Below are 23,207 nucleotides of genomic sequence, written 5' to 3'. Positions count from 1 at the left end.
AGGGAGGAAGCCTGCAATTGGATGTATAAATAAATTGTGCAAATTTATGAAAAAAATATTTTCGTTCAAAATTATTATTGCGTTATGACCGGAAAAATAAATAAAATATCGATTATAGTAAGTTTAACCTTAATAATTACGGCTTGTACGTCATCCGTGAGATTTACGTCGAAAACGGAAAAGTCGGCTAATGACTATGAAAATCTGAGAGTTCAAACCGGAATCGCATCTTTTTACAGCGACGAATTCCACAATAAAATAACGTACAGCGGCGAAGTTTACAATATGAATTCGATTTCGGCGGCGCACCCTTTCTTTCCGATGGGAACCCTTGTGCGAGTGACCAATCTTTCGAACAATAAAAGCGTGGTGCTGAAAATTAACGACAGGATGCCTTACCGTCCGGACAGAATAATCGACCTGTCGCTCGGCGCCGCCAGAGAACTCGGCTTTGTTGAAGACGGACTGGCTGAAGTTAAAGTCGAAGTGCTCGAATGGGGGAAGGGGAAAAAATAATCAATCCTGAAACGTTTTCCGTTTTTGGACATCATACCGACAGCAAGCAAAATTCAATAGGAGAAAAAATGTATATAGACGATCAATTAAAAGAAGAATTGCAGAAAGTTCTTTCGGTCTTGACAAAGGACGTTAAGATTGTGTTTTTTACGCAGGAACTCGAATGCCAATACTGCCGCGAAACAAAAGGAATATTGACAGAATTAGCTGATATAAACGACAAACTTCATCTTGAGGTCAAAAATTTTGTTAACGACAAAGCGGACGCGGAAAAATACGGAGTCGATAAAATTCCGGCTACGGTCCTTTTGGACGAAAACGGTAAAGATTACGGAATCCGTTATTACGGAATACCGAGCGGGTATGAATTTGCCTCGCTGCTCGAAGACATAAAAATGCTCGGCACGGGCGTTACCGGATTGCCGAAGGAAATCGAAGAGGAAGTAAAAAAAATCGACAAGCCGGTGCATATGCAGGTATTCGTAACTCCGACTTGCCCGTATTGCCCGCAGGCGGTAATTACGGCTCACAAATTCGCTTATCTGAACGACAATATTAAAAGCGATATGGTGGAAGCAACGGAATTTCCGCATCTGTCTCAGAAATACAATGTACGCGGCGTTCCGAGAACGGTTATAAACGAAAGCGCTTTCCTGGAAGGAGCGGCGCCGGAACAATCCGTGCTTGAAAAGGTAAAAGAAGCTCTCAATACGATTATTGTTTAATATGATAAATAAAAAAACAATAAAGAAAATATTTCCCGTAGCCGCCGGCGCATTGCTCGGATATGCGTATTACTATTTTATCGGCTGTAACGGTAGTTGTCCAATATCGGGCAACCCGTATGTATCGACGCTCTACGGCGCGCTGGTAGGCGCGGTTTGGTTAATCCCCGGTAAAAAAAATGAAGAAGATAAACAAAGAAATTCTGATTGAAGACCTTGTAAATCTGCTGCCCGAATCGGTTACATACTTGATGGAAAAAGGGATACGATGCTTGAGATGCGGCGAGCCGATTTGGGGCACTTTGGAAGAAGCCGCCGTCGAAAAAGGCTTTGACGAAAATCAAATAGACGCATTTGTCGAAGACCTGAACGAAATGTTATCAAAAAGTGATAAATAAATTGAGCGTTATTTATTATCTTTATTTTATTCATAAAAAGAAATGAGGAAGAATATGAAAAAGAAAAATCCCGGCGCAAAAGAAACCAAACAGGGATTAACCAAGAAACAAAGAAGTTATATTTATACAGGATTTTTCGTCGGATTGATACTGCTTTTATTCGTAGTCAATAATACCGGCAGCGAACCCGAAAGAGGACCCTATCCGCCGAATTACGTTCCTGCGGCTCAGCAGAATTCGGTAAAGGCTCCCGATTTTGCGCTGCCTACAACCGACGGCAAGACTTTGAAACTTTCCGACTTGCGCGGAAAAATTGTTATTCTGGATTTCTGGGCTACATGGTGCCCTCCGTGCCGCAAAGGAATTCCCGATTTAATAGATCTTAAAAATAAATACGGCAAAAAAGGACTCGAAATTGTGGGCATATCCGTCGATACCGATACGAAAAATCAGGTTGTTCCTTTTATGAAAGAAAAGGGAATCAACTACCCGGTAGTTTACGGTAATCAAAGCGTTTATATGCAGTATGGCGGAATTAGAGCCATTCCGACGACATTCGTTATCGATCCTGAAGGCAAAATAGTAGCCAGCTACGAAGGACTCGTGCCCAAACTTGCATACGAAAATCACATCAAAAAGATTTTGGGTCTGTAGAAATTAATTAACGAAATTAAAAAAGGCTGTCCCTGCCGAGAGACAGCCTTTTTTATTTTAAAACAAGTCGTCTATTGAAAGATACCGTTCGCCGGTGTCGTAATTGAAAGTAAGGATTCTTGAACCTTCGGGAATATCTGGCAGTTTTTTGTTGATTGCCGCAAGCGAAGCGCCCGATGAGATGCCCGCAAAGAGACCTTCTTCTTTTGCCGCTCTTCGGGCAAATTCGAAGGCTTCTTCTTTAGAAATTCGGATAGCGCCTTCGATCAAAGATGTGTCGAAAATTTGAGGAATAAAGCCGGCTCCGATACCCTGAATGGGATGAGGTCCCGGTTTGCCGCCCGATATAACAGGCGAATTTTCCGGCTCGACGGCAAAGACTTTCAGATTCGGAAATTTTTCTTTAAGAACTTTCGAAACGCCGGTAATATGTCCGCCGGTTCCCACGCCCGTAATCAGGTAGTCGAAACCTTCGGGAAAGTCGTTTAATATTTCCTGCGCCGTGGTTTTAACGTGAATTTCTACGTTCGATTGATTTTCGAATTGCTGAGGTATCCACACTTTTGGATTCGAAGCGGCAAGTTCTTTTGCTTTTTCGATTGCTCCTTTCATACCGAGTTCGCGCGGAGTCAGTTCGAATTCGGCTCCGTATGCAGCCATAATTTTACGGCGTTCAATCGACATCGATTCCGGCATTACGAGTATAATCCGGTAGCCCTTTACGGCGGCGACCATTGCAAGTCCGATCCCGGTGTTTCCCGAAGTCGGTTCGACAATTATGCTGTCGGGTTTTAAGATTCCTTTTTTCTCGGCGTCTTCTATCATTGCAAGAGCAATACGGTCTTTAATACTTCCGCCGGGATTAGACCTTTCGAGCTTTACCCAAACTTCGTATTTGTCGCCGAAAATACGATTTAATTTGAGATGAGGAGTGTTGCCGATTGTCTGGAGTATATTGAAAGCTTTCATTTTATTTTTCCCTTTCTTTTTTAGATTACAAAATCGAGCGTTTCTTCGAACGGTCTGGAAGACCTGATACGCACTTCGCTTTTATTATAAACAACGGAATTCGGAGGAATGCTCTTGATAATCCATGAGTTTCCTCCGATAACGGAATTTCTTCCGATCACAGTATTGCCGCCCAAAATAACCGCCTGCGAATAGATTACCACGTCGTCTTCAATGGTGGGATGCCTTTTTTGCTGAGCGAGATTTTTGTCGACGCTCAAGGCGCCCAGCGTAACGCCCTGATAAAGTTTGACGTTTTTGCCGATAACGGTTGTTTCGCCGATTACAATGCCGGTGCCGTGATCGATAAAAAACGGACATCCGATTTGAGCTCCGGGGTGAATGTCGATTCCCGTTACCTGATGGGCGTGCTCTGTAAGAATGCGCGGAATGATAGGAATTTTCAGTTCGTAAATAGCATGAGCGAGACGATAAATTACAATAGCCCGGAAGCCCGGATATGCGAGTATTACTTCGTCGATACTCTCAGCCGCGGGGTCGCCTTTGTAAATGAATTCGGCGTCTTTCCACAGCATCTCGTTGATTCCGGGCAGCTTTTTAATGAACTCGCCGCTTTTTTCCTCGGCGTTGACGGGAGCCATTCCGTTCAGCAATTTAATCAGTTGTATAAAATCTCTCTTGATCAATTGAAGCTTTGAAAGAATATCTTCTTCCGTATAATAAATTTTGGAAGAAAAATGAGGGAACAGAAAATCTATAATTCCTTCCAGAAAAGCAATCGATTCGTTTTTGAGCGACGAAGTGCATGCGTGCGTTTGCCGTCTCATCAAAATATTTTTTGCAAAATCTGTAAAATTAGTCCTTTCCAAGGATTCCATTTTTTATGCCCTTTAATAATTTCTTAAAATTAATTTTGGGGATTTAAGTATGTATTAACAACAGCAACAAGCGCAGTTGTTGGAGCGACAGCAATTAAGCTGAATTGAGAAAGAAGAGTGCAGTATGGATGTGAAAGTTTTCATATAAATACGAATTACGATTTTAAAAATGCGTTAATAATTCGAAAAGTTCAAGAACGGGCATAAAAAAAGCGGCATACAGCCGCTTTCGTTTGTTGCAAAATAATAAACTTTATTATTTGACAACTTTTACGTCTTGAGCCTGAGGTCCTTTCGGTCCGTCTCCGACTGTAAATTCAACCTGTTGACCTTTTTCGAGAGTTTTGTATCCGTCAACCTGAATCGAAGAGAAGTGAACGAATACATCTCCTCCTTGCGATCGCTCAATAAAACCGTAACCTTTTGTGGCATTGAACCACTTAACGGTTCCGTTTTCACGTTCTGCCATAAAAAAGAACTCCTTAAAAATTTTACTTACTACTAAATCGTAGGCAGAACGCGTCTAAAAAATTTTCATAATTTAGAGCATCTGCTCTACGGGCGAAACTTAAGAATAAATTCGATAATTTCAAAAATAATTCAAGCGGCGCGAATCATAGCGGCAATTTCCATTGCCTGTTTTTGATTGTATTCGAACGCAATTTTTTTGTAATTGATCAGATCGATTATCGTTCCGATCATGCAAATGCCGCCTGTCAGCAAATAGAGAATTCCGAGTCCCATTCTGTCGGTAATGAACCGTTGAATGCCTGCGATTCCGAGGAAGCCGACCAGCGTAAGAAGTAAGATCGTCTGCGGATCGCGCCTGCGGGTTCTGTAAACATTTGCAAATTGCTGGGCTTTTTGGTCGTCGAAATTTTTGATTATACTGGACACAAAAATCTGTTCTTCGCCCATAATTTCGGGCATCAGTTCGTATACGTTAGCCATATCAACTCCGATTTTTTGAAATTAATAATTGTTCTATGAATTAATTTTATTGTGCGGGCTGCAATTAATATCAATGCGACCGCGCCAAGAAAGTGGGATTCGAATGAATTGGCGAAATCAAAATGATAAATGAATCCTATCGAGCGTCCCAATCCGCAGCCAGGACAACTCTCGATGCCAATATTCTTAAAAGGGCAGAGCGTATAATGCTGCGGCGCATAAGGATCTATCGAAGCGAGGTAAATCAGTCCGCATAACCAGAAAACAGCTTCCCACTCGATGTTTTTCAATATGAAGATTAGTCTAATCAAATTTTATCGCTTTTTAACGGTTTAGTCGTATGAAAGGCGGGATAGTTTTAAAAGCCGGCATTTCAGTTACCGTTAAAAATAATTTTCCTTTATGAAATTAATATGATGAATAAAATGCCCCGCAATAATGTAGACTGCCGCCGATACGTTGAAAGGATATCCCCCGATATCTCCTTTCCTGCAGAGCGTTTCTTCGGTCAATGTTTTTATAAACGAAATTGTGGACTTGCGCATATTGATAAAATCTTCTATTAACAATAGGTGGTTTATTTTGCCGCATCCCGAATTGCGGACGTAAAATTCCTGGTCGAAACTTTTCAAATCGGAGCCGTCGTTCCTCGCTGCCGAAAGCATTCGGTAGACAAATATCCGCTCGGTATCGATCAAATGAACGATTATCTCTTTAACGCTCCATTTACCTTCGCTGTATCTGCGGTTGAAATCATTGGCAGTCAAGCCTGCTGCAAAATCATTGAACTCGTCGATTTGATTTTCGAGAACGGAAACAATGTCTTCCGAATCAATCAGATCGATATACATCTTGTAATACGGATGATAATCTTTAGGCGAAGGTTTCATTGTTCCTCTTTTGGTATAATTCTTTCCGTATACGAATCATAGTCGGGTAGAATTCTTTCATAGGGCTCGTCCATCAAAGCCGATGAAAAAATAAAATCCGCCGACGATCTGTTGTTCGCAATCGGAATATTCCAGACGACGGCAATTCTCAAGAGAGCTTTGACGTCGGGGTCGTGAGGCTGCGGTTCGAGAGGATCCCAGAAAAAAATCAGAATGTCGATTTCGTTTTCGGCAATTAAAGCGCCGAGCTGCTGGTCGCCTCCGAGCGGTCCGCTTTTAAGTCTTTTTACTTTGATACCCGTTTCTTCTTCGAGAAGTTTTCCGGTAGTTCCGGTCGCATAAATAACGCAATCTTTAAGTTTGTCCTTGTTGAAAGCAGTCCATTCCAGAAGGTCGCGCTTTTTGTTGTCGTGAGCGACGAGGGCAATCCTCTTTCTGACTGGCATTTTAATTTTTATTTTGTTCTGTTTCATAAGAGATATATTAATTTGTTATAAATCCGCTGAGGTAATAACCTTTGCTTCTGAGGTATGGAAGGTGCTTACCGATAAAATCTTTGACGGCTTCAATTCCGATTACCTTTACAATGCCGCTTCTAATAACTTGCTCTTTTTCCACGTAAACTTCGCCTTTATAAGGAATTTGAGGATTGAAGTCGATATCGTGTTCTTTGGTGAAGGGATGAAGATTCAATTGGAAATCTGCCGGCACTGAACGAACGAGTCCGACAAGTTCGAAATTCGGCACTCCGTCCCGGATAGCCAGAACGATACCGCCGCTGGAACCTTTATTGAAGACGGCGTCTATTAAAAAGATGTTCTTTTCTCTTTTGGGATTGCTCACTAGCGCTTTCGTAATCATTTTATAATTCATCGGATATCCGAATACGTAGACGAAAGTGCCCCATTCCAGTTCGGACGATGAGCCCCACGGGTAATTAAAAGGATTGAGCGCAAAAGCCGCTTTGGGATCGATTTTCTTGCCAAGGAGCGCTACGTCGATATTCTTATCCATTAAAATTATATCGAGCTCTCCGCCGTCGGGAAGGTCGGGAATGTAATTGCTTTGTCTCGATTTAATCGATATGCTTTCGATATATTCGGAAACGCTGCCGTCCGGATTGATAAAATAGGAATAGACTGTATCGGGGAAAGCCACGATGTGAGCTACGGTAAGGTAGAGAATACTTCCGTCCCCTGAATAAATCAAAGTAGCCGTTCCCGATGCGGTGCGGTTGAAATAAACTTTTTCCACAGCCGCGGATTCGATATCTGTCTGCGAGATGTTCTTTCTGGTTAGCCGCGAATTTTCGTCGAAAACATATCCTGTATAGAACGCTATGCTGTTCAGGAGATTGATTGAATTGCTTATCTCTTCTAATTGTTCCGAGGAGCTTTTATACGGAAATTCGCTGTCGTACTTGCCGTCGGTAAGAGTGGGATATACCGAGTCGTAGACGGCAGAGCAGCCGGATAAAATCACTAATAAAACAAGTAAGACACGCACAAATCCCCCGCGCGGAAATTTTTGTTAATAAATGTAACAGAATTTCCGCACTGAGGAAAGAATATTTTTTCAGCCTCTCATTTTGTCGAGCAAATCGTTTAGTAATTTGGCTTCGTTTTCGGTAAGATTCGACAGAGCCCTGTCGAATTCATCGTCGCATTTATCGATCTCTTTTAAAAGGTCGAGTCCTTTCTCGGTAATAATCACATTGGCGCGTCGTCTGTCGTTCGGGCATCGATTTCTATCGACCAGCCCTTTGAGGCGGAGCCGTTCGACCAATCGGGAAGCGTCGGACGTTTTATCGAGCATACGCTCTTTTAGCAGATTTACAGACGCGCTTTCGGGATATTGTCCTCTCAAAATACGCAATATATTGAACTGGTTCGGCGTTATGCCGAACCGTTCGAAAATCGACTTGTGTGTATTTATCAGCCAGTTGTTCGTATAATGAAGATTGACCGTCAGTTTATGAAATTCATTCCTGAATTTTTTCTGTTTTATCTCGTCTTCTAATCTCATTTCGCTTTAATAAGTTCTATATCGATAACAATGTCGACGTCTTCGCTTACAACCGCTCCGCCGAGTTCAAGCAATGCATTCCATTTCAGACCGTAGTCGAAACGGTTGATTGTGCCGGTTACTTTGAAGCCTGCGCGCGTATTGCCCCACGGGTCGTTAACCATCCCGTTGAAAGTTACGTCGAGGGTAACTTCTTTTGTATTGTCGCGTATTGTGAGGTCGCCCACCAATTTATATTTATTGTCCGCAACTTTTTTGAAGGATTTGCCGACGAAGGTAATTTTGGGAAATTTGGCGGCATTGAAAAAGTCGTCCGATTTCAAGTGTTCGTCGCGTTTTTCGTTGTCGGTGTCAATACTGTTGACGTCGATGGTAAAATTAATTTTGGCGTTTTCGAAATTATCGCCGTTAGTTTCAACCGTGCCTTCGTACTCGTTGAAATATCCGGTTACTTCCGATATAACCATATGCTTAACTTTAAAAGCGACTTTGGAATGGGATTTATCGAAATTCCATTTAGTCTGGGCGTTTATTAACCCGGCGGCTAAAAAGAGCATTAAAGATGATAAAAATAACTTGCGCATTGTATTTCTCCTTTTTTTGGTTAGAAAAACTAATTAGTATATGTGTTGTAACATATATTGCAATTAAAGAGTTCACTGAAAATTCAAAAAAAATTTTTCTTGCTTCTGATTAGGTAGATTCACTATTTTTGTAGGCGTTTTTCGAAAGGATTATGTTCTTTTTTAGAAATTAGTTCTGTTCGGTTATCCCGGTAAATCGGGATATCTGGCGCGCAGTATGTCGTCCCGCCGGGGCGGGATCGGATAGCGCCGAAACAAAGTTCTTAAATAAATGGGGTCGTAGTTCAGTTTGGTTAGAACGCCTGCCTGTCACGCAGGAGGTCGCGAGTTCGAGTCTCGTCGGCCCCGCATAGAAAAGCTTCAAAACAGTTTGTTTTGAGGCTTTTTTTGTTTCTGCTCTTCCTTAAAATCCCACTGTCATTGTACCCCACTGTGTACCCATTTTGTACCCACTTTTTTGAGGTACATCCTTTTTATTGTTGGTTGGTTAATATGGTTAGTTAAACTTAGCATCATCTTAAAATGAAATTAGTGATTGCTTCCCTCTTTAGCAACAAGAACAAGTGTAATTTTGCCGGGTTGATATACAACGGTATATTCTTTACCGATTTCAAAACCAATATTGACTAACTGTGAGTTTTTAATTTTTATCTGCGGGACCTTCTTATGATCCCGCTTTGTGCGATGGCTGCTTTCATATACTTTCATCTTATCCCCTCTGGATTAGATTCTTCAAACTCTTTACCGCAGATTTTACATTGCTTGGTTTGAGCAATTACAATATTGTTCAATGAATTAACTGAGTGAGTTTGAGAAATGATTTTAAGATTATTACTACACTCGTGTTTAGGAATCCAGCCGGAATTTTGGCTTTCTTCAAAGAATAATTGCAATTCATCTGGTTTTTGATTTGAATTCATTGTAACTCCTTTTTTTACGAGAATGATAAAAAAGGCGTACTGCCCCACAAAAAACATATTTTGCCCGCTTATCAGCGACTTTGCGTTTTTTATGTAAGGACATGGTGATGTTGTACGATTAACATGATTATTCAAGGCAAGGGCGAATACCGCTAACACTATTATCAAAAGAAATAGCGGTATGAGTTTATATACCCTTGCCCCGATTTATTGATTATGTTAGGTAAACACTAAGCTTGAAAAAGCAGCGGGCGAAATGTGCTTTTAACGTTTTGCGATTAGCAAAACATCAAATTGGGACTTAGTAGGTGTTGACGCCGTGTTTTTGGGTGGCAAGAGCTACGTCTAATTGACGCTGAATATTGTGATTGATTGATAGCCTTGCTGAGGGAATGGAATAAATGCTTTATTATTTATGTAATGAGCGAAATAGGGCGAAGGATTGATTCGTGTGATAATGATAGGACTTCCCTATCAAATAGAGAAGCCCTTGGAAGGATTAAGTTACTAAGACTGCTGTGTAAATGTAGCTGAGTACTGAACTACACTACCTTCAGCCGATTTGGAAGCAACAGCTAAATAAAGAATGCTATTTTGATATTTTGCAGCGATGCTTTGTTGTACTACATCAAGTGGAAGAGTGCCGTTATAAACTGCTGAGAAATCGAAGCCGGATTCTGCTTTGGAGAGTTTGATTACTCTGTACGGATTGTCTTCCGGGTTAATTGGATTATGGTAAACTACAACTGCAGCAATTGATAAATCGACTTCTTCGGGAGAGAATATTGCAACTGAATCCAATGCACCAAGTTCTAAGGTTAGATTATCTGATGCAAGTGTTGCGGTTGTTACAGGAAGACCGAAACCACCAGGAGTGATTATATTGTCCTCAGTTGGTCTATCCGGCGAAGTGTAAGGATAATTGCTTTTGAAGATTGTATTGAAAACACTCATACCAGGATATTTCTCTTTAGTCCAAATAGAAACAAGATCGGGATTCTCCATAAGGAATTTTGAAAAGTTGCCGGTTATACCGAAACGCTTTCTTGCTTCTATAGATTCTGGAGTCTGACTTACTGTGAAAGATGAAGGTCTTGCCGAAAGAATCGTTTTTCCTTCAACAGTTCTTGCTGAGAGGTTTCCGAGTTTACCTCTTAAGTTACCGAGTACACTACCAGTTAAACGTGCCATTTTATTTTTCTCCTTTCTTTGGTTAATGACGACTGAAAAGTATTGAGATAGAGAAAAAATGTAACTGTAGGAATGATTACAGTGTGATTGTATGCTAAGACTATTTACATACTATTCAGATACTATTTAGAAGGTAAGATCGAGGACTGATTTTTTGTTTCTTTCACGAAATAAAATTGAGTTGATGGAATCGAATGAGAGGAAATATTTTTGGGATAGTTGTGAAATGGATTCAATCATCGAATGAGATTTGCGAAGTTGGTTGTAATCGTTTTTGATTTGGAGATTGCGCAGAGCGATTTCATCAATTAATCCAAGAGAATAGAATTCTTTGAATTTGTTATCAGTTAAAAGATGATCGATATTTAATTTTTCCAACTGCATAAATTACTTGGACCAAATTCCCAAATTGTTTTTCATTGCTGTGCGGCGAAGGTTGTAGAATATTTCGTAATACCGCTTACCTTTTGGATAATAGCGAATATGTGCATAACCTTTTTTAAGTAATTCTGCTTGGACAAAGATTGAGTCTTGACCAGCTTTATTTGTAAGCCAAACGTATGCTAACAGTCTGCCGAAAATATCGAATGACTTACCATCAAATGTGAGTTTAATTGTTTTACCGTCAATAAGCTGCTTGGTAAGAACCTTGGCGGAATCTGAGAAGGGTTCAGCCGGTTTACCATTTCTTTCTAATTCAGGTGTGTCTATCCCCAGCATTCTTACGTGTTGTGAATCTGAAAGTACGAAGGTATCACCGTCAATTACGCGAGCTACTTTTGCTTTTACTGTGTAGCCGTAAGGATAATACATTTTATATTGACAATGAATAGTGCCGGAAATAAAAAGAAGAAGTGAAATAAGTATTCCGATACGCGAAAAGGATGATATTAGTTTTGAAAGTTGGAGATATTTATTTGTATGTGTGATAAACATAATCAACTCAAATTCTTTTTTGGAATTTATGAGTTGAGAAAATTTTAAACAACAATCGATGTTTATGTTTGATTTGCCTTTGTTTGACTTGAAGATAAAAATAGGAGCGAATTAGAGATTGGACGTTTTGGACGGAAAATTATGCGGTTTCAAATTGTGATTAAAAAGAAATAGAAATTGTGTCCAAAGTGTCCAAGTTATTTTATGTTCTTTTCTCTTGATAGAAAAGAACCAAAAGATCAAGACTGCAAATAAATTCCTAAAATTATTCTTCATTACTCTACAGAAAAATAACTCCCCCGATAGAATCGGGGTCAGACAGATTTTTCTGTTTAACGCTTCATTGCGAATAATTTTTTAACGGAATTTATTTGAGGTCATTTGAGAAAACATTAATAAAAAAAGTTATTTAAACAAATGAAGTGTTGGTTTTATTATACAAATGCAAGCGGAATGGAGGCGTGTCGAGGAACGAGCCGCCGGAATGAAGCGATATTCAGCTGAAATATTATGTTAGAAAGACCAATGAAAAGTTTAAATGATTGCTTTTACCAATGTAAGCGAATGAAGGGTGTGTCGAAGAATGAGCCACCCGAAATGAGCGATGATGAGCTGACAAGTGTTTTTGTGCCGAGTTTACATAAGGCAACATTATGCGACTTCGATAGAACTACAAATGTTAGTTGGGACTGCCAAAGTTAGTTGCATAATGTTTCTTATGTAACACTGGCTGTCCCAGTTCTTTTGATGAGCTGAGACCTCACGTGAAAGGTTGCTTGAAAATATTTTTCTTTGGGTTGTCTTCAGTGACGTCATTGGCTTCTTTTCTAAGGTAGTTGATGCAATTATGGTGCAAATGATGCGATTATGATTCCATTGTGAGGCGATTGAGGCGATATATTTATTCGCCAACTAATCCGCCTTTGCTTAAGCTCCGGCGGACAGGTCGCCAAAATCGCCAAGTTATGCCTTCACCCAGCCCTCTTACCAAAGGAGAGGGTGAAATAGGTTTTGTAAAAATTTTCGACTAAAAGCAGAAAATTGAATGAAATTTGAAATTATTTTCGAGGATAGAGTTAGTTTTTGTAAATATTTTCCAAAATAAGAATTGTGAGCCAATTGAGTTACTAGCTTTACCCCCAAATAACTGCGATAACGGTCAATTCGGCCCAATTTTGATCATCAATATGCAATTAATATGCAATTGATGTGCAATTTGTGCAATTAATGTGCAATTATTTCAAAGTATAAAATGAGCCGGCGCCTTTCACATTACTTTGAAGAATGAACCCTTTCTCAACTAAATCAGCAAGGTCATTGGTAGCTGTATTTCTAGAACAATCATTTATTTGCTGATAATCTTTGTTGGTGATTTTATTATTCTCTTTCAAATAAAGTACTGCTTGTATTTGGCGGGGTTTAAGTCCAATTTATTGAGGTATTCTTCTGTTAGTATGTCTTTGAAGATTGTAACTTGGAAACCACCGGCGGATTCTTTTCGTAGAAGGGATGATGAGTTGAGACCCACGTAAGAGGTGGGGATTAATAAGATAAAATAGAAGGAACAATAATCATTAAGTGAATGTATAAACTTGACAAAACTTGACAATGTAAAGGGAATCATTTAATTTAGACCTATGGAAAAAAAACTTAATATTCCATTACTTACCGAAAGATCTGAAGAACTCGGCCTCACTCAAACTTCAATTAGTAAAGAATTAGGTGTGTCTAAAGAAGCTGTATCACAATGGTTTCGCGGAGAAACATTTCCTAGACCACAAAAGCTACTTAGTTTAGGCCAATTATTAGACTTGAACTATCGAGATATTGTAATAGGTAAAAAACAATTTGAACCAGTTATTGCCTTCAGAAAAGTCAAGAATGCAAAAACTTCTATAAATCACATCAAAAAAGCTAAAGAAGCAGGTTATAATCTAGAAAAGCTTATTAAATATTTACCTTTTGAGACTGTTACTAAACCACCAGAACTGATAAATCCGAGTACCGAATATAATTACATTCAAACAGCAGTTAAAGTAGTAAAAAAGAAATTAGATATAAAAAAAATCACAATAGATGCTGATGATATTATAAGATGTTTTAATAAATATAAAACTATTCTTATACCGGTTTTATTAGGAAGCAAAAAGAATCACGAGAATGCATTACATATACATTTACCAGAAAGTGCTACTAATTGGGTTTACATCAATCTAGATACAAAAGTATTTGATTTCAAGTTCTGGTTAGTGCACGAGTTGGGACATATTTTCACACCTAGTTTAAAAGGCGAATTTGCAGAAGATTTTTCTGATAAATTTGCCGGAGCATTTCTGTTCCCAGAGGAAATAGCAAAAAAAACTTATGAGCAATTAAAGACAACAAGTTCCAAGAAAAAGAATGCAATCATATTTAATCTTGCAAAGAGATATATAATATCACCCTATACAATACTTTACGAAGTGGAAAAATATGCAACGCATTATAAGCTTGAACCAATAGGCATTGATAAGACATTTCACGCAAACTGTAATAGATTCCTAAATACCTATCAACTAATAAGTGAAAATTTATTCGGAACTGATAAACCAACCGCAGAGGAATATGTAGAAGTAGTAGAGAGGGAATTTGAAACAGTATTCTTTAATGCGTTACGTAAATTAATTAAAGAAGAGAAAGTGAATTATTCATATATTAGGAATGTATTAAATGTATCTATTACAGATGCAAAGGAAATATATACCGTTTTAGATTATGGCCTTCACAAAAATACTACTTGATACGAATGCTTATCTCAGATTAGGCAATTCAATACGACCACTACTATCCGATCCTTTCGGTACTGAACAATACGCTCTATTTATACACAAAGATCTCCAAAAAGAATTAAACAGAAGTTACAGAATACAAACAAAATACTATTGGCTTGATCAGCAAGAATATAGAGAAGAAAGAAAAAAAATAATTAATACAAGCAAAGCAGAGAAGGCAAGAATTGATAAAACTTACGATTTTATTTGGGATTACCAAAACGATGAAGGATTAAGCTTGTCAAGGGAAGATATACTGTGTATAGCGGTTGCGTACGAACTAAAAATTATTCTTGTTACAGATGACGAGGCAATGATTAAAGTAGCAAGGGATTTCGATGTAGATGTAAGAAATACTTTAGAGCTTTTGAAACTAATGAAAGATAATAAAAAAATAGATTTGCCTAAGATAGAGGAGATTGTAAATTATTGGTATTATCTAGATGATTTACCGGCTAATTTTGAGAAAGACTATAAGCGTTTATTTAAGAAAAACCCACCTAAAAAAAGCAAAAACTGGGACCAATGAATATCATATTTCGGGTGCTCCACGAATAAATTCATATCGAAATTCCCAATAATTCCGTTACCATTGATATTGTAATCTTCTCACTACAATTGAATATATTGAATTATTATTCAAATTATACCTAGTTTGCTTCATAGCTTTTTAGAATTAGGGGTTTTGCTTTTTCGAAGTCTTCTTCGTTGTTGATTTTGATTTCTACATTCCCTACTCCTAAGTGACCGATGTTTGATACATCTCTTGTAAATCCTTTTTCAAATGTTACTGACTTAGAATCGAGTTTGAGGTACACTATTACTTGGCTTTTTTGTGGACGTATTTCAACTGATGCAAAGGTTTTGATTTTTAAGAAAGCGTAATAATATAAGAGTTCTTTGTATTGAACATTTTCACCTAAGTTCATTATGAATTCTTTTACCATTACATATAGGTCTCGGGTTTTCTGATCTGCTTTTTCTAGTAATTCTGAAACGGTAGAGTATTTTTGTTTTGATGCTGATGATTTTGTTGGTTTATCAGTTTTTGTATCTGAAGTGGAGTTAACTAATTCAAGTAAGAGTAAATCATCATATTTTTTGTAACGATAGAGTTCTATGTTTCTGTTAATTTGCTCTACAGCGTAGCTGTCATACTTTGTATAATCACCAGCGATACAAATCATTCTTGAGGCAGCCCATTCTATTGATTCTGATGTTTTTTGACCTAGCTTCTTTTGAACTAGTAATTGAAAATCCGCTTTGTGGTCTAGCAGCCAATCTAAGTAAAACAAACCTTGATTGATTACGTTTTCGTTTGTTGATCTTTTGTACTCGATAATTACAGGACAATTATTTTCGTCAACACCCAATGTGTCTATTCTCCCACCGTGTTTTACACCGGTTGGATATTCTGTTGCAAGGAATTTAATACCAAGAAATTCTTCAAGATGATTTTCGATTAGTGTTTGGAGTGATTTCTCGATTTGAACTGATTTGCCTTCGAGTTCTTTTACAGTGTTGTTTTTAATTTGGAAAAGTTTGATGTCTGACATAATAGCTCAATTGTTGTTTACCATTTAGGAATTATTTTATAACCGTTCTTGCTTAACCACTCTACTGCTTTTTTGTACTTGGGAAATATTGCACTAAGTTTAAGCCAAAATTTAGTTGAGTGATTTGGAATTTTTGTATGTAATAATTCGTGATATATGATATAATCAATTACAAATTTTGGAGTATGGATTAAACGCCAATTAAGAGAGATGTTCTTTTTGTTTGAGCAATTACCCCATTTTGTATAAGATGAGCGGATGAATGCACGATTGTATTTGATTTTAGTTTTATCAGATAATTCTTGTAATCTTTCGTTAAGAAAATTCCTAGCAAACTTTTTAATATGATATTCCAGCTTGTCTGCATTAGTAATAAGAATCTTATCCTTTAAGTTAAAATCGAACTTGGAAGTATCTTCATCAATAACACGAAACGGTAAGCCAAAAAGCAATACAGAATTTTTCTTAACCACCGTTCTATGAGTTCTCGCTTTGAAAAAATCGAGCTTATTATTTATCCAGTCCTCTTTTTGAATTAAAATTTTATCTAACCGTGATTTGGAAATGTTTTGGGGTACAATAACTTTTACTTGTAAATCTTCATTTACCTTTATTCTAATATGCTTAACCGATTTTCTTATTATGTTAATATTAGATGAAGTCATTTAATTAATTGCGTAATTTTTAACAAAAATATTCAATAGACCTTCCAATAACTCATCGTTATCATAAATAGATAAAGAATCATATTCGTCAAATTGAGCAAAAAGATTAATGAGTGTTTTCATTCTGTATAATTCCGCATCGTTGTTTTGCCAACCGGAATAAATTGATTTCTTTATGTTGTCTGCAAGACCTTTGGAAAAGTCTTTTAGTAGTTCTTTGTCAGTATCTGTGATCTTATTTTTTAGGAGAGTAAAAACATCAAAAGCTGCTTTATCGTCAAAGCCCATTTTTTTAGGAAGTTCGGAAGCTGTGTTTACTTCAGTAAATAGTTCTGACAGATCGATCAGTAAATCACTAATCTCTTTTGCTTGGCTATCTTTCTCATTAATTAGGTTTTCTAATCTGTCTTGAAACTCTTGATATATGGGGCTTTCATTTTCATTTAACTTAATTATGGTTTCTATATCACGAATAATTTTTTCTGCCTTATCCGAAGGCTCCAAATTTAAGCGTTCAAGATTTTCCAAATAGTTTTCGTCAATAGTGATTTCAGGTAAATCACGCTTGAAGTTAAGCATCTTAGAGTTTTCTTGAATTAGTTTCCGAGTTTTAGCTGCGAAGAATTCTGCATCAAAGGATTGACGAACAAATTCCTCTAGATAAATTTCGTAAATGGTTATAAGCCACAGATATTGATCTTTGTATTTTAATAGTTCAGGATAAGGAGAAATTGCCTCGTAAAGATTAACAACATCCATTACACTTTGTCTGAACTTAGTTTGATCAATAACAGATAAACGCTGAACGATAGCTCTGCTACATTCATAAGAATCTTCTAATTTTATACCATCAAAGTATGACAATGCCGTCTCGATTGCCGGAGGAAAATTCTCAAATAGTTTATGGACGTCTTCAAAGGTCCCGATGTCTTCTGGATCATAATTGAGCGCTTCGTTATAATATTTAAATACACCAACATAGTCAACGATACGTCCGAATTCCTTTTTAATACCGGTTTCTTTTATTTCATAAGGTCTGTTTGTTCTAGCAATTGCTTGCAAAAGGTTGTGATTTTTTAGTGGACTATCTAAATACATAGTTTGTTCTATCGGGGCATCGAAACCGGTAAGGAGCATATTGCAGACGATGAAAATTTTAAGGTTATTTCCGTTTCGTTTTTCTTCTTCCGTAATTCTTCTTTTGAATTTCTTAATTAGTTTCTTTAATTCTCCTTCGGCGAGGTAATGATCTTTGTATAGATTGTATCGATACTCATCATCATAATTGCTTTGTGAGAAAACAATTGAAATTTCTGAAGGATCGAAATACTTAGTTAACTCATTATAATAAAGAACACAGGCTTCTTTATCACAAGCAACAATTTGAGCTTTGAAACCATTTGGTTCGACCGATTCACGAAAGTCTTTTGCAATGTCTTCGGATAAAGCCTTTATACGATCGGGGTGTTTGAGGAAGACCTTCCAAGGTTGAACTTGCCTTGCAACAATATTTGTTTGATCTTCGGTGAGCTCTGCTGTTATATTTTCCCACCCTTCCTTAATCTTATCTTTATCCAATTGCCATTTTTGAGGGCCAAAGGTGTAGTGGACAGGAACAGTAGCACCATCTTCAATAGCTTCTTTAATTTTATATCTATCAAGGTAATCACGAAATGTTTGAGTTGTTTTTAGAATAGGGGTGCCGGTGAAAGCGAAACGGCGAGCGTTAGGTAAAACACGCATCAATTCACTGTGAAAATCACCATACTGCGTTCTATGTGCTTCATCAATAAGTACAATTATATTATCCCGATCGTCAACTTCATCACCAAGAGAATCAAATTTCTGAACAGTTGAAATAATAACTTCAGAAGGTTTGTCTTTAATCTTTGCGCGAAGCTGCGAGATACTTGTAGGTTTAGAAGTATTCGGGAAATCACAATCTTCAAAAGTTCCACTAAGCTGGTTAACTAAATCTTTTCTGTCAATAACTATATAAACTGTTGGGTCTTTCAGTTTATCGTGGTTGCGTAATTTATAAGCTGTGTATAGCATAGTAAGGCTTTTACCGGAACCTTGTGTATGCCAAATTATACCGGTTTTAAGATCATCTTCAACTACACGTTTAACAATTTTATTTGCAGCACGAAGCTGTTGATAACGAGCAACTTTCTTGACAATACCGCTGTCATCGGTTCTTTCAAAAACAATAAAGTTCTGAAGAATATCTAGAATACGAGCGGGCTGCATTAACCCGACAATACCAAATTTCATCTTTTCATAATGCGGAATATCAAGAAAGTATTGACCTTCTTCTTCTTTGAATTTAACATTTTCTGTTGGTTTATCTATTATTGGGTTGGGTGCACTTATATCAATTGAGGAATCTTTCCATTCAAAAAAATATGCTGCGGATGAACCGGGAATACCGTATTTGGTTAAATGACCATTACACGCAACACCAAAGAGATGAGTTTGGAATAATTTAACGGCACGTATTGCATAGGTTGAAAACTGTCTAACTCCTTCTAACCAATTTGTACCTTTTTTTGAACTCGTTTTTGCTTCTATTGGAACGAGAGGAATACCATTTACCAAGCAGACAATATCTACCTTAACTATTTTATAACCTTGTACCCAATATTGACGTGTTACCCAAAAACTGTTATTCCAGATTTCATTAAAGTCGATGTAATAAATGTCTTTGTCTTCTTCATTTATTGTAAGTGTTGTTCCTTCAACAAGGCGTTCTAAGAATTTCTCGTTTCCGTCTATTGGGCTAGGATTATTGAGATTCTGAACTAAGATGTCATAAGCTTTTTTTGCGTCTTCTTCTTCAATGGAGTTTATTGCCATAATTTTGGAAATAAGGACTTGCTCTAAAATTGGATTGGAAAGAGGGCGCTTGTAGGTTTGAAGTTCTTCACTTGTTTTGTATTCCCAACCAATAAGTTCAAGCCAGCCAGTAACCGGTTTTTCTACTGCAAGTTTTTCTGAGATTTTGCTCATATATATCCCAATAAAATTTGTGACAGTATTATGGGCCACCTAGCGGCTAAAGCCCTAGTATTTTTTTGCTTCTTACTATCCGGCAATTTATTTTGCTATTCTTTTATTAGTTCTTGGAACTTGTTTAAGTCTATTCTTTTTTTGCCGGTTAATAGATTTTGCATTAGGGATTTTTTGAGTTTTTCTAAACTTTTGATTTTGTTCTGTTTGTTTTCTATTTGCTTGTCTGTTTCTTTTAACAAATTACTTATTTTAATCTGTTCCTCTTTATCATTTGGTAGTGGGATAACAATTGCCATAATGTTGGAAACATTGATGTTTGCTTGACTGATAGCAGGAGTAACTTTTGATTTAATTTTCTTTATACCATCATAATAATTCAAATAATAGTTAATATAATATGGGTCATTCTCTTCATTGGTTCTAAGACGAATAAGGTAAGAAGCAAAAACGTATTCACCCTCTAAATCGAAGATGCCTACCTTTCCGACTAACTCAAGACTGTTCGTTCGGTTAATGAGAATATCTCCCTTATTGACTTTATACTTTTCAAACTCTTTATTTGATAAGTCTATATACGCCATTGGAGCAGCAATCATTTTACCATTTTCTATATTATTCATTCTGAAAATTGGATATTTGCCAGTTTCATTCATTGCCTTCGACAAGCCATATTGACATTCAGTAAAAACTGAACCTAGTTTTTTGTATGACCAGGTTTTGGGTATCTTTCCATATTTTTCATCTACATAAAATTCATCTTCAGTGCGCCAGGTACCGTCCGGTTTAAGTTTGCCAGATAAGAGGTTTTGCATTAGAGATTTTTTTAGGCGTTCTGCTTTTGTAATAGTTTCTTTTGTTGCTTGGATAAGATCGTCAACTGTGGAGAGTATTTTTGCTATGGCTTTTTGTTCTGGTTTTTCAGGCTTGTATACTTCTAAATTCTTAAGAATACCTTTATCAACGTGTGGTATACCCGAACCAGCAGTCTTGGCTTTTAAAATATATTCTAAATATTTCATTGAATATATGAAATAAAGCTTATCGAATTCCTCCTCATCGATAATTAACTTAGTCATTGTTGAGGCTAGTATACCTTCTTTACTAATAAATATTTCGCCGGCATTGGAGCCATCCCAAAGAACGATTACTTCACTATCACCTATCTCAACAAGCCTTCCGTTTGGCTCAACATACAAAGGCTGAGATATTCCTCTCAAAAATTCAGGTGATAAATATGGCTTGAATCCTTCTTTAAATGAATCAAAGGTTTCAACAGGGGCTTTTCCTTTCTGATAATCTATATATTGACCAATTTTGACTAAGCTTTTACTCATCACTCATCAAATTCAATATTTTGGTTAATTCTTCGTCTTTTGTTAATTCTACTTGACGGAGTTTTACAAAATCTTTTACTGCTTCATTCAAATCAATTTCCTCTTCCGGTTCAAAAGTGTCTACATAACGCGGGATGTTAAGGTTAAACTCGTTTTCTTCAATTTCTTCTAAATCAACGATTGAGAAGTAACGTTTGCGTTCTTCGGGGTCCGCAAACATATTCATAAGTTCTGTTTTAACTCTTTCAATTTCGGCACGCTCTTTTTCGGCATTTTCTTTTGCTTCTTTTATTTTATTCTCTTTCTTTTCAAGAATTTTTTCAAGTCTCTCTAATCGTTTGGTTAGTTTATTCTTTTCTGCTTTTTTAAGGCCGTCTTTTTTCAGCTTTTCTATAATTTCATTATACTGCTTAACTTCTTCTTCGTATTCAAGATCAATTTCGCCTAGAGTAAAAAGAAGATTTTCTTCAATCATTTTGTTCAGACGTTTTTCGTGTATTGGTATAACTCGTTTTGCAACTTCAATATCACCCCAAGCTTCAAGCTGAACGAGTATTCGCAGAATATCGTGAGGCAGTAAAATGTTAAGATTAGATTCTTCTTTATACCATCCTTCGCGGGCGGCGTAAACCATAAGAATTTTATCTTTAATCTCTTCCGGTTTGTTTTTATTGAAAAAGATAATTGCAGCGGGAATGGTTGTACCGTAAAATAAATTTGCCGGGAGAACTACAATTGCTTCGATAATATTCTTTCGTTCTATTATTTTATTGTTAAGATCGCGTTTGCCTTCGATAAAGCCACGGCGTATTAAATATTCATCATCGGCTTTACGGTTTTGACCGTCTTCTTCTTCGGTTTTTTCGGGCTGCCCACGGAAAAGAACACCTTGGGGACATACAACGCCCGCTCTACCATTTTCTTCATCTAAAGAAGCAATTATATGTTGAATAAAGGCAAAATCTCCGTTTGAGTATGGAGGAATACCATAGTCGAATCTATTAAAGGGATCAGAGAAATCTTCTTTGCTTGGGTATTCCATTTGAGGGGAACCATCCTTTTTATATACCGTCTGCCCTTTCTTATTCTTTTTAGGTTTACCGTTACCCCACCAATTTTCTTGAGAGAAAGGAAAGTTAGCAAAGATGTATTTGAATTTTTCTATATCGTTATTTTCATCGAGAAATTTAGGGTCTCGAATTGTATCGCCTTGAGCGATTTTTCCTTCAAAACCGTGAAGAACCAAGTTGATGTTAGCAATAGCCCACGTGTTCCAGACAATTTCTTGACCATAAATTTGTACCGGGTTTTTGCTGTTAGCAGTTGGGTCTGTTTCTTTAACAAACTTAGCTGAGTTAATGAGGAAGCCGCCGGAACCACAATAGGGATCGTAAACTTTGCTGCCTTTTTCGGGCTTAATGTAACGGACAATTATATCTACAACTTCTTGGGGAGTATAGAATTGTGCTGCTACTTTACCGCCTTTGTTTTCATCAGCAAACTTTTTAATTAGGTATTCGTAAGCATCACCGAGAACATCAACAGAAACGTTATCGTTATCCAGCTTAACCGCATCCATATAATTTATAAGTGAAATAAGCAATTCAGGTGAAAGACGTTTACCACCTTTACCGTCGGGAGCGGGAGCGTTCCAATTAACCGCGTTTATAATACCTTGCGGAAGAATGTTTGCGTTAGCTTCAGCAATTGATTGAACGGCATTAGCAAGAACTTCATTTTTCTTTTTGGGCGGAGCATCTTTTACATCTTGCCAAAAGCAGCCATCAGGAATAATGAAAGTGTGTTTCTTTTCCTTGATTGTTTTAAGCTGTTTTGCGTTTGGTTCACGTCCGTATTCTTCTTTGAAAGCTTTTATTTCATTTTGAGTTTCCCAGTGGTAATTGTCTGAGATTCGTTTGAAGAAAAGAAGTGAAAGGATGTAGGTTTTATAATCTTCGACTTTGCTGTAAAGGATTTCCGCAAGACCCCAAAGAGTGTTACCAAGAGCTTGTTTAGATAGCATATATAGAATTAAATTTAATTAAATAAGTATTTATAAAATAAGAAAAATTGGAGAAAATTAGTATTAGTGAGATTAAGGGGCAAAAAATTATTCTGCCTGAGCAAATTGGAAGTATAGGTATATTTTTTATTTGACTATTTAACCATATACTATTAGTTTAAATAAAATAA

Annotated in this window: 27 protein-coding genes and 1 tRNA gene; 8 read left to right on the top strand and 20 right to left on the bottom strand. The window is 37.2% G+C overall.

The features are described 5' to 3' along the window. Positions 1-84 precede the first annotated feature (84 nt). The 5 genes from ACSSWA_RS12540 to ACSSWA_RS12520 all read left to right on the top strand — a co-directional run bounded on the left by ACSSWA_RS12540 (position 85) and on the right by ACSSWA_RS12520 (position 2,293). Positions 85-516, top strand: coding sequence for a septal ring lytic transglycosylase RlpA family protein (locus ACSSWA_RS12540; RefSeq protein ID WP_437356895.1), 432 nt, complete (start codon positions 85-87; stop codon positions 514-516). A gap of 68 nt (positions 517-584) precedes the next feature. After that, the gene (gene pdo, locus ACSSWA_RS12535) at positions 585-1,241 is read left to right on the top strand and encodes a protein disulfide oxidoreductase (protein WP_437356894.1); all 657 of its coding nucleotides are present in this window, start codon (positions 585-587) and stop codon (positions 1,239-1,241) included. Position 1,242: 1 nt separating this feature from the next. Beyond that, a complete protein-coding gene (locus ACSSWA_RS12530; RefSeq protein ID WP_437356893.1) occupies positions 1,243-1,452 on the top strand; it encodes a DUF6132 family protein in 210 nt (69 codons plus the stop codon). Further along, complete coding sequence (locus tag ACSSWA_RS12525; RefSeq protein ID WP_437356892.1) at positions 1,421-1,639, top strand: DUF1858 domain-containing protein; 219 nt, start codon at positions 1,421-1,423, stop codon at positions 1,637-1,639. The genes ACSSWA_RS12530 and ACSSWA_RS12525 overlap by 32 nt, the downstream gene beginning before the upstream one ends. Before the next feature lie 54 nt (positions 1,640-1,693). Continuing rightward, positions 1,694-2,293, top strand: a complete 600-nt coding sequence (locus tag ACSSWA_RS12520; RefSeq protein WP_437356891.1) for a peroxiredoxin family protein — start codon at positions 1,694-1,696, stop codon at positions 2,291-2,293. A gap of 57 nt (positions 2,294-2,350) precedes the next feature. On the opposite strand, the gene cysK is transcribed toward ACSSWA_RS12520, so the two are convergent. The 10 genes from cysK to ACSSWA_RS12470 all read right to left on the bottom strand — a co-directional run bounded on the left by cysK (position 2,351) and on the right by ACSSWA_RS12470 (position 8,590). Then, positions 2,351-3,262, bottom strand: coding sequence for a cysteine synthase A (gene cysK, locus ACSSWA_RS12515; RefSeq protein ID WP_437356890.1), 912 nt, complete (start codon positions 3,260-3,262; stop codon positions 2,351-2,353). 20 nt (positions 3,263-3,282) lie between these two features. Further along, a complete protein-coding gene (gene epsC, locus ACSSWA_RS12510) occupies positions 3,283-4,140 on the bottom strand; it encodes a serine O-acetyltransferase EpsC (protein WP_437356889.1) in 858 nt (285 codons plus the stop codon). Positions 4,141-4,396: 256 nt separating this feature from the next. After that, on the bottom strand, positions 4,397-4,609 hold the full coding sequence (locus tag ACSSWA_RS12505) for a cold-shock protein (protein ID WP_014856016.1): 213 nt from the start codon (positions 4,607-4,609) through the stop codon (positions 4,397-4,399). A 131-nt stretch (positions 4,610-4,740) separates the two neighbouring features. Continuing rightward, entirely contained in the window at positions 4,741-5,091 is a 351-nt protein-coding gene (locus ACSSWA_RS12500) for a TM2 domain-containing protein (protein ID WP_437356888.1), read from the bottom strand. Beyond that, a complete protein-coding gene (locus ACSSWA_RS12495; protein WP_437356887.1) occupies positions 5,070-5,402 on the bottom strand; it encodes a DUF2752 domain-containing protein in 333 nt (110 codons plus the stop codon). The genes ACSSWA_RS12500 and ACSSWA_RS12495 overlap by 22 nt, the downstream gene beginning before the upstream one ends. A 72-nt stretch (positions 5,403-5,474) precedes the next feature. Further along, positions 5,475-5,981 (bottom strand): DinB family protein, encoded by a 507-nt coding sequence (locus tag ACSSWA_RS12490; RefSeq protein ID WP_437356886.1) that lies wholly within the window; start codon positions 5,979-5,981, stop codon positions 5,475-5,477. Continuing rightward, entirely contained in the window at positions 5,978-6,454 is a 477-nt protein-coding gene (locus ACSSWA_RS12485; RefSeq protein WP_437356885.1) for a methylglyoxal synthase, read from the bottom strand. Before ACSSWA_RS12485 ends, ACSSWA_RS12490 begins: the two co-directional genes overlap by 4 nt. A 10-nt stretch (positions 6,455-6,464) precedes the next feature. Beyond that, entirely contained in the window at positions 6,465-7,487 is a 1,023-nt protein-coding gene (locus ACSSWA_RS12480) for a S1 family peptidase (protein ID WP_437356884.1), read from the bottom strand. A 69-nt stretch (positions 7,488-7,556) separates the two neighbouring features. Further along, positions 7,557-8,006, bottom strand: a complete 450-nt coding sequence (locus ACSSWA_RS12475) for a MarR family winged helix-turn-helix transcriptional regulator (protein WP_437356883.1) — start codon at positions 8,004-8,006, stop codon at positions 7,557-7,559. Continuing rightward, positions 8,003-8,590 carry a YceI family protein gene (locus ACSSWA_RS12470; protein ID WP_437356882.1) on the bottom strand — a complete coding sequence of 196 codons (588 nt, stop codon included), beginning with the start codon at positions 8,588-8,590 and terminating at the stop codon, positions 8,003-8,005. Before ACSSWA_RS12470 ends, ACSSWA_RS12475 begins: the two co-directional genes overlap by 4 nt. A 273-nt stretch (positions 8,591-8,863) precedes the next feature. Here ACSSWA_RS12470 and ACSSWA_RS12465 point away from each other — a divergent pair. After that, positions 8,864-8,938 (top strand) — tRNA-Asp (locus ACSSWA_RS12465). Between the two features lie 180 nt (positions 8,939-9,118). Here ACSSWA_RS12465 and ACSSWA_RS12460 read toward each other — a convergent pair. The 5 genes from ACSSWA_RS12460 to ACSSWA_RS12440 all read right to left on the bottom strand — a co-directional run bounded on the left by ACSSWA_RS12460 (position 9,119) and on the right by ACSSWA_RS12440 (position 11,637). Next, the gene (locus ACSSWA_RS12460) at positions 9,119-9,298 is read right to left on the bottom strand and encodes a hypothetical protein (protein WP_437356881.1); all 180 of its coding nucleotides are present in this window, start codon (positions 9,296-9,298) and stop codon (positions 9,119-9,121) included. After that, positions 9,295-9,510 carry a hypothetical protein gene (locus tag ACSSWA_RS12455; RefSeq protein ID WP_437356880.1) on the bottom strand — a complete coding sequence of 72 codons (216 nt, stop codon included), beginning with the start codon at positions 9,508-9,510 and terminating at the stop codon, positions 9,295-9,297. Before ACSSWA_RS12455 ends, ACSSWA_RS12460 begins: the two co-directional genes overlap by 4 nt. Positions 9,511-10,017: 507 nt before the next feature. Further along, the gene (locus ACSSWA_RS12450; protein WP_437356879.1) at positions 10,018-10,701 is read right to left on the bottom strand and encodes a hypothetical protein; all 684 of its coding nucleotides are present in this window, start codon (positions 10,699-10,701) and stop codon (positions 10,018-10,020) included. A gap of 126 nt (positions 10,702-10,827) precedes the next feature. Next, positions 10,828-11,085, bottom strand: a complete 258-nt coding sequence (locus ACSSWA_RS12445) for a hypothetical protein (RefSeq protein ID WP_437356878.1) — start codon at positions 11,083-11,085, stop codon at positions 10,828-10,830. 3 nt (positions 11,086-11,088) lie between these two features. After that, a complete protein-coding gene (locus ACSSWA_RS12440) occupies positions 11,089-11,637 on the bottom strand; it encodes a thermonuclease family protein (protein WP_437356877.1) in 549 nt (182 codons plus the stop codon). Positions 11,638-13,274: 1,637 nt separating this feature from the next. On the opposite strand from ACSSWA_RS12440, the gene ACSSWA_RS12435 reads away from it, so the two are divergent. After that, positions 13,275-14,417 (top strand): helix-turn-helix domain-containing protein, encoded by a 1,143-nt coding sequence (locus tag ACSSWA_RS12435; RefSeq protein ID WP_437356876.1) that lies wholly within the window; start codon positions 13,275-13,277, stop codon positions 14,415-14,417. After that, the gene (locus ACSSWA_RS12430; RefSeq protein ID WP_437356875.1) at positions 14,392-14,976 is read left to right on the top strand and encodes a PIN domain-containing protein; all 585 of its coding nucleotides are present in this window, start codon (positions 14,392-14,394) and stop codon (positions 14,974-14,976) included. The genes ACSSWA_RS12435 and ACSSWA_RS12430 overlap by 26 nt, the downstream gene beginning before the upstream one ends. A gap of 121 nt (positions 14,977-15,097) precedes the next feature. On the opposite strand, the gene ACSSWA_RS12425 is transcribed toward ACSSWA_RS12430, so the two are convergent. The 5 genes from ACSSWA_RS12425 to ACSSWA_RS12405 form a co-directional block, all read right to left on the bottom strand. Beyond that, complete coding sequence (locus ACSSWA_RS12425) at positions 15,098-16,003, bottom strand: DUF5655 domain-containing protein (protein WP_437356874.1); 906 nt, start codon at positions 16,001-16,003, stop codon at positions 15,098-15,100. A gap of 17 nt (positions 16,004-16,020) precedes the next feature. After that, entirely contained in the window at positions 16,021-16,668 is a 648-nt protein-coding gene (locus tag ACSSWA_RS12420) for a M48 family metallopeptidase (protein ID WP_437356873.1), read from the bottom strand. Continuing rightward, positions 16,669-19,677 carry a type I restriction endonuclease subunit R gene (locus ACSSWA_RS12415; RefSeq protein ID WP_437356872.1) on the bottom strand — a complete coding sequence of 1,003 codons (3,009 nt, stop codon included), beginning with the start codon at positions 19,675-19,677 and terminating at the stop codon, positions 16,669-16,671. A 95-nt stretch (positions 19,678-19,772) separates the two neighbouring features. After that, complete coding sequence (locus tag ACSSWA_RS12410) at positions 19,773-21,014, bottom strand: restriction endonuclease subunit S (protein ID WP_437356871.1); 1,242 nt, start codon at positions 21,012-21,014, stop codon at positions 19,773-19,775. Continuing rightward, complete coding sequence (locus ACSSWA_RS12405) at positions 21,007-23,037, bottom strand: N-6 DNA methylase (RefSeq protein WP_437356870.1); 2,031 nt, start codon at positions 23,035-23,037, stop codon at positions 21,007-21,009. Before ACSSWA_RS12405 ends, ACSSWA_RS12410 begins: the two co-directional genes overlap by 8 nt. Positions 23,038-23,207 lie beyond the last annotated feature (170 nt).

Origin of the sequence: Melioribacter sp. Ez-97 (assembly GCF_051488665.1) — a bacterium.
Classification (GTDB): domain Bacteria; phylum Bacteroidota; class Ignavibacteria; order Ignavibacteriales; family Melioribacteraceae; genus Melioribacter.
The sequence above is the reverse complement of the archived record's forward strand: the minus strand, read 5'-3'. Positions and strand labels throughout refer to the sequence as shown.